This is a genomic window from Dokdonella sp. (genome assembly GCF_017744955.1).
Classification (GTDB): Bacteria; Pseudomonadota; Gammaproteobacteria; order Xanthomonadales; family Rhodanobacteraceae; genus Dokdonella_A.
In genome coordinates, this window is record NZ_JAGIAG010000005.1 from 208,691 (window position 1) to 221,568 (window position 12,878).

9 protein-coding genes are annotated in these 12,878 nt (G+C 69.8%); 5 read left to right on the forward strand and 4 right to left on the reverse strand.

Translation table 11 applies throughout. The features are described 5' to 3' along the window. Nucleotides 1-22: 22 nt before the first annotated feature. The 3 genes from J7520_RS12880 to J7520_RS12890 are packed head-to-tail and all read right to left on the reverse strand — an operon-like array spanning nt 23 to nt 2,389. Nucleotides 23-832: a hypothetical protein gene (locus J7520_RS12880; RefSeq protein WP_291188863.1), complete on the reverse strand. Its 810-nt coding sequence runs from the start codon at nt 830-832 to the stop codon at nt 23-25. Next, nucleotides 829-1,590, reverse strand: a complete 762-nt coding sequence (locus J7520_RS12885) for a hypothetical protein (RefSeq protein ID WP_291188865.1) — start codon at nt 1,588-1,590, stop codon at nt 829-831. The genes J7520_RS12880 and J7520_RS12885 overlap by 4 nt, the downstream gene beginning before the upstream one ends. Nucleotides 1,591-1,645: 55 nt before the next feature. After that, a complete protein-coding gene (locus J7520_RS12890) occupies nt 1,646-2,389 on the reverse strand; it encodes an alpha/beta fold hydrolase (protein WP_291188867.1) in 744 nt (247 codons plus the stop codon). A gap of 483 nt (nt 2,390-2,872) precedes the next feature. Here J7520_RS12890 and fusA point away from each other — a divergent pair, with 483 nt between their 5' ends. Further along, entirely contained in the window at nt 2,873-4,933 is a 2,061-nt protein-coding gene (fusA, locus tag J7520_RS12895; RefSeq protein WP_291188869.1) for an elongation factor G, read from the forward strand. Nucleotides 4,934-5,008: 75 nt separating this feature from the next. Next, a complete protein-coding gene (locus J7520_RS12900) occupies nt 5,009-5,149 on the forward strand; it encodes a DUF3096 domain-containing protein (RefSeq protein ID WP_291188871.1) in 141 nt (46 codons plus the stop codon). A 52-nt stretch (nt 5,150-5,201) separates the two neighbouring features. Here J7520_RS12900 and J7520_RS12905 read toward each other — a convergent pair whose 3' ends face one another. After that, complete coding sequence (locus J7520_RS12905; RefSeq protein ID WP_291188873.1) at nt 5,202-8,519, reverse strand: S41 family peptidase; 3,318 nt, start codon at nt 8,517-8,519, stop codon at nt 5,202-5,204. Nucleotides 8,520-8,797: 278 nt separating this feature from the next. On the opposite strand from J7520_RS12905, the gene J7520_RS12910 reads away from it, so the two are divergent. From J7520_RS12910 to J7520_RS12920, 3 genes are all read left to right on the forward strand, one after another. After that, nucleotides 8,798-9,931: an AraC family transcriptional regulator gene (locus J7520_RS12910; protein ID WP_291188874.1), complete on the forward strand. Its 1,134-nt coding sequence runs from the start codon at nt 8,798-8,800 to the stop codon at nt 9,929-9,931. 358 nt (nt 9,932-10,289) lie between these two features. Continuing rightward, nucleotides 10,290-10,883 carry a hypothetical protein gene (locus J7520_RS12915; RefSeq protein WP_291188875.1) on the forward strand — a complete coding sequence of 198 codons (594 nt, stop codon included), beginning with the start codon at nt 10,290-10,292 and terminating at the stop codon, nt 10,881-10,883. A gap of 128 nt (nt 10,884-11,011) precedes the next feature. Further along, nucleotides 11,012-12,877 carry an autotransporter assembly complex family protein gene (locus J7520_RS12920; RefSeq protein ID WP_291188877.1) on the forward strand — a complete coding sequence of 622 codons (1,866 nt, stop codon included), beginning with the start codon at nt 11,012-11,014 and terminating at the stop codon, nt 12,875-12,877. Nucleotide 12,878: the final 1 nt, after the last annotated feature.

A 12,878-nucleotide genomic window follows, 5' to 3' on the forward strand; every position in this document is an offset into this window, starting at 1 on the left:
CGCGCATCGGCGTGCCTCGGCGTCACTGCGCCGGCGGACCCACGGCCGCGGGCGGCGACTTCGACTTCGGCATCGGCGGATCGGCACGCATCGCCTTCAGTTCCTCGATCGTCGCGCTCGGCGGAGTGCCCCAGAAGCAGCCGCCGAAGAACAGCACCCAGGTGCATTCAACGTAGGTTCCCCACGGCAGGCGACCGCTGCGCTTGACGGTCGCCTTGCGCACCAACTCGCCGCCGAGCGTCTCGCGCACGTCCGGGAAGTACTTGTCGAAACGCGTCGGCTCGTACGGCACCGGATTGGTGTGCACGAACGGATTGCCCTGGGTCGGCACGATCGGCAGATGCGGAAACGGTGTCTCGCCCTGGGCGGCCTTCGCGTCCGGCAGGCGCACCTGGCCGTCGCGCTCGTAGAACTGCGGCGCGGTCGAGGAATCGGCTCGCGTCGACGGCGTCGATACCGTCGACACGGTCGCTTGCGCCGGTTCGCGACGCGGTGCCGGCGGCGCGGTCCCCGCGTCGCTCGCCGGCCGCGCGGTCGATCGCAGGCGGCGGGACCGCTCGACCGGTGTTTCGGCCGGCGCGGGAACCGCCGCGGGTTCACTGACCGGTGGAACCTCGGGCGGCGACGCGGCGGGCGGCGGCGCCTCGATCAGGCGCACCTGCAGGACGTCGGCCGGCTCCACGCGCACCCACGGCGTGCGCTCGCGCGCGAGCGGCCGCATGACCTGATCGAGCGCGACGAGGAACGCGAGATTGAGCAGCAGCGCGACCGCGGCAGCGATACGCCGGCGCAGGCGTTCGTCGGCGTCGGCGTTCGCGTCGCGGGATTTCATTGCGCCGGTTCGCAACCGCCGGATTCGGCGCGTTGCTGGCGGCGGTGCGCGATCGCCTCGGGATCGGCGAGCCCGATCCACTTGAGATACTTGCCGGCGACGTGGTCGCCGACCGATTCGTCCTTGCGGAACGCGTTGGCGAAGCGCGTCTTCTTGCAGTCGAGCGGATTGCCGCGCTTCTCGATCTCGGCCCAGCGCGCCTTCGCCGCCTCGCGCGGATTGTCCGGCTTGCTCGGCGGCGCGACGACGGCGCCGCCGTCGCCGAGGCGCACCGAACCGTCCGGATTGAACAGCTGCGGCGCCGCCACGCCCGAGCTGCCGATGCGCGCGTTCGTGTCGGTTTGCTCGGCCTGGCGCGGCGGAGGCGGCGTCGTGCGCACCTTCGGCGGCTCGATCGCGATGCGGCTGGCGCGGCGCACGATCTCGGGTGGTTCGGGTTCCGGCGGCGGGGGCGGCGGTGGCGGTTCCGGTTCGATCAGCAGGACGTGGATCGCGGTGTCGCGCTTGGGCAGGTGGCGGTACGGCTTCATGCCGAGGCCGAAGCCGACCAGTTCGAGCAAGGTGATCGCCAGCGCGAACACCGCGCCGAGCAGCAGCAGGCGGCGATCGCGAACCGGCCTGCCCCAGCGCAGGCTGCGCTGCCACGGCAGGCGATCGGTGCGGAAGTGCAGCTCGGCCGGATGGAGCAGCGACGGCGCATCGGTCGATGTCCGCGCGGAAGCTGTCGGCGGTGGCGGGGACGAATGAGGCGGGACCACGAAGATCTGCGCTGCGGCAAAGGCGCGAGGATAGTGAAACCCCGCTAAAGCGCGGCTAAACCGCGCCGGCCGGATCGTCGCACGAAGCCGGCGACGGCACTACCCCGCGCTGGCCGAGCCAGCCCAGGGCGCGTTCCGCGGTCGCCGCCGCGACGCGGCCGAGCAGCGGGCCGAGATGACCGGCCTCGGCGATGCGTTCGAAGTCGGCGTCGAGGCGGATCGCCAGCGCGCGGCTGATCGCCGGCGGAATGTCCTGGTCGAACTCGCCGGCGAGCACCAGCGTCGGGCACGACGGCGAGGCGATGACGGAGATCGCCTCGGCCTCGTCGAGCACGGCGCCCGATTCGTCGCGCCAGCGCCGGAACGCGTGCAGGCAGGCCGCGTCGTCGGCGTCGGCCATCGCGCGGCGCGTGCCGGCGAGCGAGCGCTGCCGCGCCCACGGAATCGTCGCCGCGCGCGGCTGCCCGCGCGTCGCGCGCGGCACCAGCGGATTGATCAGCAACAGGGCGCGCGCACCGACCTCCTCGGCCACCGCGAGGGCCAGCGACGCGCCGAGGCTGGCGCCGATCAGCACCACCGGCGCGCCGACGCCGCGGCACCATCGCACCACCTGCTCGCGGTAGTCTGCGTAGCGCGTCGCGGCGACGCCGCGGGGCGAGGGCTGCAGGTCCGGCGCGATCACGGCGTGACCGTGTGCGGCGAACACGCGCGCCCAGATCGCCCATTCCCAGCTGCCGCCGCCGGCGCCGTGCACACAGACCGCGCTGCACGAAGCGTCGCGATTGGAATTTCCCGGCATCGTTCGATTCCGTCGCGCCGCCGCGGCGCACCGACGCTCGATTATGCCGGCAGCCGCGTACCTCTGCGGCGGGATGCGGTCGTGAATCTCTCGTGCGGCGAACGGCGCGAGGCGCGGCCGGCGCGTGGCGGCGTTGACGCCGGCCATGAGCTGGCCGCCGCTCGCCAGCATGCCCGGCGATGGTGTAGCCAAACAAACCTCGGCGCGAGAGTTGCAGAGATTCGGGTCACGAGCCGGCGCCGTGCGTGGGCTTGCCTCGGTGAGAGGGCCGTCACGCTATCGGTGCGCGGTGAAACCGCTCCCATCGATACGCGACGTTCTGCTGCGCACGCTTGCGCGCTGCGCCTTGACCCTCCCCGGCGATCGCGCAACGCTAGCCGCCACGGTCACACCGCGGTCACATGCGATGGGCCGCCCTGCCCTGGCGAACCAGACGGAGTCCCTCCACGGACGGACCATTCGACGCAGCACGGGAGGATCGACATGCCTTACAGCACCGATGGCATCCGCAACATCGCACTCGCAGGTCATGCGGGCGCCGGCAAAACCACCTTGTTCGAAGCCCTGCTGCATGCCGGCGGCGCAATCCAGACGGCAGGCTCGATCGAGCGCGGCACGACGGTGTCCGACCACGATCCGATGGAGAAGGAACGCAAGCACTCGATGTCGAGCGCGGTCGCCTCGATCGACGTCGGCGACGTGCACGTCAACCTGATCGACACGCCCGGCTTCCAGGAATTCCGCGGCCCGACGCTGTCGGCGCTGGCCGCGGTGGAGACCTGCGCGATCGTCGTCGACGCCGCCACCGGCATCGCGCATTCGACGCGACGGCTGATGGATCGCGCCAAGCAGCGCGATCTGTGCCGCCTGATCGTCGTCAACAAGATCGACCAGGCCGGCATCGACCTCGCCGGTGTGGTCGAATCGCTGCGCGACGAGTTCGGCAGCGAATGCCTGCCGATCAACCTGCCGGCGAACGGCGGCGGCGCGGTCGTCGACTGCTTCTTCCAGCCGAGCGACACCGGCTCCGCGAAGGTCGACTTCTCCTCCGTCGCCGCCGCACACCAGCACATCATCGACCAGGTCGTCGAGATCAACGAGACGGTGATGGGCCATTACCTCGACGACGGCGAGTCCGGCCTGTCCGGCCAGGAATTGCACGACGCGTTCGAGCAGTGCCTGCGCGAGGGCCATCTGATCCCGATCTGCTTCGTTTCCGCGCGCAACGGCACCGGCGTGAAGGAACTCCTGAACCTCGCCGCGCGGCTGCTGCCGAGCCCGAAGGAAGGCAACCCGCCGGTCTTCGTCAAGGGCACCGGCGCGAACGCGCAGCCGATCGAAGCCGTGCCGGACCCGGCCAGGCACGTGATCGCCGACGTGTTCAAGATCGTCAACGATCCGTTCGTCGGCAAGCTCAGCGTGTTCCGCGTCTACCAGGGCACGGTCAAGCGCGACACGCAGCTGTTCGTCGACGACGGCAAGAAGCCGTTCAAGGTCGGGCACCTGTTCAAGCTCAAGGGCAAGGACCACGTCGAGATCGAGCAGGCGATTCCCGGCGACATCGCCGCGGTGGCCAAGGTCGAGGAGATCCACTTCGACGCCGTGCTGCACGATTCGCACGACGAGGACCAGATCCACCTGCGGCCGCTCGACTTCCCGCTGCCGATGTTCGGCCTCGCCGTCGCGCCGGCGCACAAGGGCCAGGAGCAGAAACTGGCGACCGCGCTGACGCGCCTCGGCGAAGAGGATCCGTGCTTCCGCGTCGAGCACAGCAAGGAACTCAACGAGACGATCATCCGCGGGCTGTCCGACCTGCACCTGAAGCTGATGCTCGAACGCATGAAGGAGCGCTACGGCGTCGAGGTGACCACGCGGCCGCCGCGCATCGCCTATCGCGAGACGATCGGCGCGAAGGCCGAAGGCCATCATCGGCACAAGAAGCAGACCGGCGGCGCCGGCCAGTTCGGCGAGGTGTTCCTGCGCATCGAACCTCTGCCGCGCGGCGCCGGCTTCGAGTTCGCCGACGAGGTCAAGGGCGGCACGATCCCGGGCCAGTTCATTCCGGCGGTCGAGAAAGGCGTGCGCCAGGTGCTCGAGACCGGCGCGGTCGCCGGCTACCAGCTGCAGGACGTGCGCGTGGTCGTCTACGACGGCAAGTACCATCCGGTCGATTCGAAGGAAGTCGCGTTCGTCGCAGCCGGCAAGAAAGCCTTCCTCGACGCGATCGCCAAGGCCCGCCCGCAGGTGCTGGAACCGATCGTCAATCTCGACGTGTTCGTGCCCGACGCGCACATGGGCGACGTCACCGGTGGACTGTCGTCCAAGCGCGCGCGTATCAACGGCACCGATTCGCTGCGCGGCGGCGAGATCATCATCAAGGCGCAGGTGCCGTTGGCCGAAGTCGCCGACTACCAGACCGAGCTGAAGGCGATGACCGGCGGCCAGGGCCGCTACGCGATCGAGTTCAGCCATTACGAACCGGTGCCGGCGCAGGTGCAGAAGCAGCTCACCGACGCCTACAAGCCGCACGTCGAAGACGACTGAACCGCTGCACTGCGATGGCACCGCGACCCTGGCGGCGCGTAAGCTCACCGCTCATCACCGCCAGGAGTTCCCCTCATGAACCTTCACATCTCGCTGCAACCGCTGATCGCGCTGATCGCCGGCATCCTGATCCTGGTGATGCCGCGCTTGCTCAACTACGTGGTCGCGCTGTACCTGATCGCGGTCGGCGTGATCGGCCTGCTGCGCCTGGGCTGAGCCGGGCGCAACGCTCCGCCACCTCTCCCGCGAGCGGGAGAGGTGAACCTCCCTAGGGCAACGGCGGCAGCACCGGCTTGAAGTCCGGATACGGCGGCGACTCGTACGTCGCCGGCGGATGCTCGGCCAGCGCCTTCAAAAGGTGTTCGACGCCGCGTTCGAGCTGGGGATCGCGCCCGGCGCGCTCCGCCTGCGGGTCGTCGTCGACCTCGATGTCGGGCGCGACGCCGTGGTTCTCGACCTCCCACTCGCCGACCAGGCCGGATAGCGCCAGGCGCGGCGCGGTCACGCGGCCGCCGTCGATCAGCCGCGGTTCGCCGTAGATGCCGATCAAGCCGCCCCAGGTGCGCTTGCCGATCAGCGGGCCGAGGCCGGTGCGCTTGAAGTACCACGGCAGCGCGTCGCCGCCGGAGCCGGCGAACTCGTTGATCAGCATCGCCTTCGGTCCGAAGATCGCCTGCGACGGCCACAGCGTCGTGGCGCCTTCGCGCGTCGTCGCCAACGTCATCGGCTGCCGGCGCAGCACGTCGATGACGTAGTCGGCCAGCGAGCCGCCGCGGTTGTAGCGATCGTCGATCAGCACACCCTGCTTGTCGGTCTGCGCGAAGAAATAGCGGTTGAAGCTGGTCAGACCCTCGGTCGCGGTGTCGGGCAGATGCACGTAGGCCAGGCGTCCGCCGCTGAGCCGGTCGACCGTGCGCCGGTTCGCCTCGACCCAGGCGCGATGGCGCAGGCCGCGCTCGTCCGCGATCGGCACCACCGTCACCTCGCGCGCGCCGGCGCCGCCGGCGTCGCGCGCGACGCGCAGCACGGTCTGCTTGCCGGCGGTTTCCTCGAACAGCGCGTAGACGTCGTCGCCCGCGCCGAGTTCGCGCCCGTTGACCGCCAGCAGGTAGTCGCCGGCCTCGACGTTCACGCCGGGCTGGGTCAGCGGCGCAGTCAGGTCCGGATTCCAATTCTCGCCGTCGTAGACCTTGGCGAAACGGTAGCGGCCGTGCTCGACGGCATAGTCGGCGCCGAGCAGGCCGATGCCGATCTTGCGCTCGTCCGCCGCCGGCGGCGACAGCACGAAGACGTGGCCGGCCGACAGGTAGGACAGCATCCGGCGCAGCAGCACGTCGAGGTCCTCGCGGCTACCGATGCCGGCGAGGTAGGGCTCGAAGCGCTTCTGCGCCGCGCCGAGATCGTAGCCGTGATGATGGGGGTCGTAGAAGAAGTCGCGCTCGCTGCGCCACACCTCGCGGTAGATCTGCGCCCATTCCGCGCGCGGGTCGACGCGCACCTGCATCGCGTCGGTGGCGAGCGCGCCCTCGTCCGCCTTCGGCGCGGCGTCGGTCTTGGCGATGTGCCAGCGAACCCCGCCCTCCCAACGCGGCAAGCCCACGAAGCCGTCGTCGATGCGTGCGCCGGCGGTTTGCGCATAGAGCATCTTGCGGCCGTCGAGGGACACGCTGAAATGCACTACCTGGTCGAGCAGCTTGTCGGTCTTGCGCGAGTCGAGGCTGAACTTGCGCACCGCGACCGGCTGGTTCTTGATGTCGTCCTCGATGCCCTCGGCGATCTGCGGCGCCTGCAGCAGGAACAGTTCGCCGCTGCGGCCGGCCTGGAGGCCGATGTAGTTCGCGCTCTCGACCGGCAAGCTCAGCGTGCGCTGCGACAAGCCCTCCAAGTCGATCGCGACGCGCGGCGGCGCGGCATCGGCCTGCTTTTCCTGCTTGCCGGCGACGCCGGCCTGCGTGCCGGCGTCCTCGTCGCTCTGCGGCGCCAGCGGTGACGGCAGGTCCTTGCGCAGCACGGTGACGTAGACCGAACGGGTGACCGGGTGCGCCTGGCTGCTGAGGTCGAGCCAGCCCGGCGTCAGCCCCATGTCGGTGCTGGCGGTGAAGTAGAGGTACTTGCCGCTCTTGTCGAAGGCCGGGTAGCGGCAATCGCTCATGCCGTCGCTGACCCGGGTCGTCTTGCCGCTGTCGAGCGAATGGACGAACACCGCGTACAGGTGATTGGGCAGCTGCTTGGTGTAGGCGAGCCAGCGGCCGTCCGGCGACCAGGCCGGATCGAAGCTCTGGGTCGGCTGGTCGAACGCATCGGTATCGATCTTGCGCGGCGTCGGCCGGTCCAGCTCCACCAGCCACAGGTTCAGGCGCTTGTCGCTGTAGGCGATGCGCTTGCCGTCCGGCGACCACAGCGGTGCGTGGAAGAACGACGGCGGATCGCCGAGCGCGATCACGCGCGCTTCGCCGAGCCCGTTCTGCGCGCGCACATGCAGGGCGTACTCGCCCGAGGCGTCGGAGAAGTACGCGATCGAGCGGCCGTCCGGCGACCAGGCCGGATCGCGTTCCGCCGCGCCCGGCGTCCGCGTGAGATTGCGCGCGTCGCCCTTCTCGGCCGGCACGCTGAGGATTTCGCCGCGCGCCTCGAACACGGCGCGCGCGCCGGTCGGCGACAGCGCCGCGCTGGCGACGCGATCGCCGACGTTTTCGTAGCGCGGCGCGAGACGCGCGCCGTCGGCGGCGAGATGCACCTCGATCGGCCGCTGCGTCTTCGTCGCTGGGTCGAACAGGTGCAGCGCGCCCATCTGCGAATAGACGATTGCGCCGCCACCGGCCGTCGCCGAGTCGATCGGAAAGCCGTCGTTCCTCAGCACTTGCGCGACTTGCGCGGTCTTGGTGTCGTAGGCGTACAGCGTACTGGGGCCGGCGCGGTCGGACAGGAAATAGACGGTGTCGCCGATCCACATCGGATTGCGGTCGGTCGCGTTCTCGTGCGGCACGCGCACGATCGAGGAATCGGACAAGCGCGCGATCCAGATCGGCGAGGTCTGGCCGCCGCGGTAAGCGTTCCAGTCGGGCTGCGACTGCGCATGCGGCGTGTAGGCGACGGCGGCGGCGTCCGGCGAATAGGCGCCGGCATCGGCGCGCTCCAGCGGCAACGCCGTCTGCGCGCCGCCGGCAAGCGGCACCGTGTAGAGTTGGCGCATTCCGTTCGGCGCAGCGCGACTCGAGGCGAACAGCACGCGGCCGCCGTCGGGGCTCCAGCCGGCGACCCGGTCGTCGCCCGGATGCCACGTCAGCCGCCGCGGCTCGCCGCCGTCCGCGGCGACGAGGTAGACGTCGGTGTTGCCGCCGACGCGCGCGCTGTAGGCGACGCTGCGGCCGTCGGGCGAAAAGTACGGACGGCTGGCGCGGCCTTGCGTGCGCACCAGCAGGCGCGCCTCGCCGCCCTCGCGCGGCGCGATCCACAGGTCGTCCGCGTAGGCGAACACGAGCCGGTCCTGCGAGATCGTCGGGGTCTGCAGCAACAGCGCGGGCGCGGCCCGCGCGGCGCCGCCGGCGAGCGCGGCGAACAGCGCCAGGAAAATCCTGCTGTGCAAGGCAGTGCTCCGAGTCGTCCGATGGCAGGACGATTCGATCGTCCGGCTCGGCGCCTGCGGCGCGCGCATGCCGGAAGTCCCGGCCGTATGGTGTGGTTTGGAAAAAAATGAAATAGTCATCGCTCGGGTCGGTTGATGGAAACACGGATGGACGAGGGCCTCCTCGAGAGGCCGGGACGGAGGGTTACGCCGTCGGCCGATCGGCGTGCGATCGGCCTTCGCGACCCTGTTGAACGGCGCCGGAGAGCGCGAGCCGATGCTCGCCGCGATCCACTCGGATGACTCCTGTCGACATTCTCAACTGCCTGTCGATCGGGGCGACGCTGGGCCTGACCGTCCTGGCCGCCGCCCTCGCCCTCGACTCGCGCACCGGCGCGTCGCGCTGCCTGGCGGGTTTTTTCGCCTGCGTGGCCCTGGACGCCCTGTTCGGCGGAATCCCGTCCGCCGCGCGCGCGTGGCTGTCCGAAGACGCCCTGCGCTGGTTTCGCGTCGTGGTGGTGCCCAACGCCTATCTGCTCGGCCCGCTGTTGTACGGCTACGCCAAGGCGCTGACGTCGGCGGCGCCGAGCGTCGACGTCCGGCGCGACCTCCGGCATGCGCTGCCCTGCGCCGTCGTGCTGGCCTTCTCGCTCGGCAACGCGCTGGCCGCGTTCGACCGCTCGCCGACTGGCCGGATGCTGGTCCAATTCACCCTTCACGCCTGGGTATTGCAAGGCGTGCCCTACCTCGTGCTGGCCGCGCGCCGGACCTATGCGGCGCGGCCGCTGCTGGAACAGGTCAACGCCGACGAAGCGGCGCTGCACCTGGCCTGGCTGCGCCGGCTGGTCGCCGTGATCGGCGCGATGTGGCTGCTCGAGGCGATCGACCGCATTCCGCGCGTGGCGGGTCTGGCCGGATACGAAGGGTTCAACCTCGCGCTCGCCTGGCTGACCTTCGGCGCGCTGTTCCTGCTGGCCTGGTTCGCGCTGCGGCAGCGCGTGCTGATCCCGCCCGAGGTCAACGAGTCGCTGCCGATCGGCGACGAGAGCCCGGTCGCGCGCTACGAGCGATCCGGCCTCGACCCGGCGCAGTGCGCGCGCATCGCCGACGAACTCGCGCGACTGATGCGCAGCGAGCACCTGTACGCCGACAGCCGCTTCGACTTGCGCGAACTGAGCCGGCGCAGCGGCTGGCCACCGAGCTACATCTCGCAGGCGCTCAACCAGGGCTTGCGGCAGAACTTCTTCGAGTTCGTGAACGGCTTCCGCATCGCCGCCGCGCAGCGATGCCTGGCCGATCCGGACGATCGCAGGACCACCCTGGACATCGCCCTGGCTTGCGGCTTCGGCAGCAAGTCGACCTTCAACGCCGTATTCAAGCGCATGTCCGGAATGACGCCGCGCGAATTTCGCCGTAGCGCTTCGTCCTGCTGAGACGGACCCGAGCGCGGCGTTCGGCGAAGGGAAGGTCGGTCGATGCACGAGGTCCTCGGGAAGGGTTTGCGCCGTACGGCGGATCGACGTACGCACCCGAAACGGATGCGCGCCGCCTGCGCAGTGGAGGAAATCGCCCCGCGAAAATCGTCCGGGCGCATCGGATCGGACGTTTCGAACCTCGGACCTTTCGCCGGACGGCGCAGGCCGCCGCGGCGAACCCGCTGACGGGACTGGAGAAACCGCGCGACGGACCGGCTTCGCGCAGACCCGCGCCGAAAGCCGGACCGTGCGCAGCGGCGACGCCGTCCGTCGCGATTTCCCCTAGACTCGCCGCTCCCGTTGGGACACGAGTCCGATGACCGACGCGATCGCACGCGTACCACTGCGCGAACGCCTGCGCGAGAAGCTGCCGGAGATCCTGATCGAAGCGGGTTCGATCGTGATCGCGCTGCTGCTCGCGTTCGCGGTCAACGCCTGGAACGAGCGCCGGCAGGAGAGCGAGCGCGCCGAGGCGGCGCGCAGCGCGATCCTGGCCGAGCTGCGCGCGAACCAGCAGGAAATCGACTCCGCGCGCGGCACGCTGAAGGACATCGTCGCCACGTTGCAGGGCGCGCTCGACGGCAGCAAGCCGGCGACGCACGAGCTCAACGTGAACCTCGGCATCTCCCTGCTCTCCTCCGCCGCCTGGCGCACGACGCTGGCGACGCAGACCAGCCAGCGGATCGATTTCGCCTGGATCACGCGCGTCGCCAAGCTGTACGAGCTGCAGGACAACTTCCTGCGCGTGCAGAACGCCGCGGTCGATCAGTTGGCGGCGCTGTCTCCCGGCGAGGTCGACAGCGGCCGGCAGGTCGCTTCGCTGCTGCTGCCCCGGTTGCGCACGCTGGTCCAGCTCGCCGACGGTCTCGCCGCGAGCTACGCGGAAATTCTGGCCGCGCCGCCGCGCTGAATCGGCGCTCCGTCGAAGTCGCCGCGCGGTGATCGCGTGCCGCGCGCCGGCGTGAAAAAAAGTGCCGATGTCCGAAGCGACGACGATGCATCACCGGATCGTGACGCGGTTCCTGCTATAACTACGGCATGCGCACGCCCGACGGTCCATTCCGCCACCGCCGCATCGTTTTTCCATTCTTCGTCCTCCTGCTGCTGATCGCGGGCACGGCGCAGGCTGGCCGCGTCTCGGTCCAGGTCGACGGCGTCGAGGAGCCGCTACGCGGCGCCGTGCTGGCTGGCATCGAGATCAACCAGTACGGCGATCGCGACGTCACCGCGGCGCAGGTGCGGCGCCTGTACGAGAACGCGCAGGATCAGGCGCGCTCGGCACTGGAACCGTACGGCTATTTCTCCGCGCAGGTGCAGGGCGAGCTGAAGGAAGCCGGCGGCAACTACACCGCGGTGCTGCACGTGACGCCGGGCGAGCCGGTGCGCATCACCGCGCTCGACATCCAGCTCGACGGCGACGCCGAGGGCCAGCGCGGCGTGCAGAAGGCGATCGCCGCGTTCGCGCCGAACAAGGGTCAGGCGCTCGACCAGGCCGCCTACGAGAAGAGCAAGGCGACCGTGCAGGCCGCGCTGTTCGGCACCGGCTATCTCGACGCCGAACTGGTCACCCACCAGGTCGAGGTGCAGCGCTCGAGCAACACCGCCGAGATCCACCTCGCCTGGAAGGTCGGCCAGCGCTACCGCCTCGGCAAGACGAGCTTCGAGGGCGCGCAGTTTCCCGACGAGTTCCTCGAACGCTACGTGCCGTGGCAGGAAGGCGACTTCTACACGCAGGACCAGGTCCTGCTGCTGCAGCAGAAGCTGATCGACGCGGACTACTTCGCCGTCGCGCAGGTGCAGCCCGACACCGACAACGCGCACGACGGCGTGGTGCCGATCAAGGTCATGCTCGGCCCTGCCAAGCGCACGATCTACACCGCCGGCGTGTTCTTCGGCACCGACACCGGTCCCGGCGTGCGCGGCGGCATCGAGCGGCGCTGGATCAACCGGCGCGGCCACAAGATGAAGGTCGAGACGCTGATCGCGACGCAGCTGAAGACGGCTTCCGCCACCTACACGATCCCGCTCGCCGGTCCCGACAACCACAGCCTGGCGTTCGGCGCGACCTATCGCGACGAGGACACCGACACCAGCACCTCGCGCACCTGGGGTCTGGCCGCGACCGACTCGCGCCTCTGGCGCGGCTGGACGCGCACGCTGGGCCTGAAGTTCCTGACCGGCAACTTCGAGGTCGCCAACCTGCAGGGCGACACCACCCTGCTCTATCCGGAAGTGTCGCTCTCGCGCAAGCGCGCGGACGATCCGATGTTCGTGCGCAAGGGCTACTCGCTCACGTTCGCCGCGCGCGCCGGCCACGACGCGCTGCTGTCGGACGTCAGCTTCGCGCAGGTCACCGCCGACGCGAAGTGGATTCGCGCCCTGGGCGAAAACTCGCGCTTCATCGCGCGCGGCTCGGCCGGCGCGACCTACGTCGGCGATTCCAGCGAGCGCGACCGCAACGGCGTCCCCGTCAACGGCTTCGACAAGCTGCCGCCGGAGCTGCGCTTCTTCGCTGGCGGCGACCGCTCGATCCGCGGCTACGCCTACCAGACTGTCGGCCCGCCGCTCGGCGCCGACCTGATGCCGATCGCGCAGGCGCGCTGCGACAAACTGCGCGAGAAGAAGAAGAGCTGCAAGAACTTCGTCGTCGGCGGCAAGAATCTGCTCGTCGCCAGCGCCGAATACGAGTACTACTTCAAGCCGAACTGGGGCGTGGCGACCTTCGTCGACACCGGCGACGCATTCTCCAGCTTCAGTTCCTACAAGCAGAAGACCGGCGTCGGCGTCGGCGTCCGCTGGCGCTCGCCGGTCGGCATGATCCGCGCGGACGTCGGCGTACCGCTGAACAAGGACAAGGACACCAGCGCGTTCGAGCTGCACATCGTCATCGGACCGGATTTGTGAT

Coding starts and splice junctions, on each gene's coding strand:
- J7520_RS12880 (WP_291188863.1), bottom strand. CDS start 832: ATGAAATCCCGCGACGCGAACGCCGACGCCGACGAACGCCTGCGCCGG.
- J7520_RS12890 (WP_291188867.1), bottom strand. CDS start 2,389: ATGCCGGGAAATTCCAATCGCGACGCTTCGTGCAGCGCGGTCTGTGTG.
- fusA (WP_291188869.1), top strand. CDS start 2,873: ATGCCTTACAGCACCGATGGCATCCGCAACATCGCACTCGCAGGTCAT.
- J7520_RS12900 (WP_291188871.1), top strand. CDS start 5,009: ATGAACCTTCACATCTCGCTGCAACCGCTGATCGCGCTGATCGCCGGC.
- J7520_RS12910 (WP_291188874.1), top strand. CDS start 8,798: ATGACTCCTGTCGACATTCTCAACTGCCTGTCGATCGGGGCGACGCTG.
- J7520_RS12915 (WP_291188875.1), top strand. CDS start 10,290: ATGACCGACGCGATCGCACGCGTACCACTGCGCGAACGCCTGCGCGAG.
- J7520_RS12920 (WP_291188877.1), top strand. CDS start 11,012: ATGCGCACGCCCGACGGTCCATTCCGCCACCGCCGCATCGTTTTTCCA.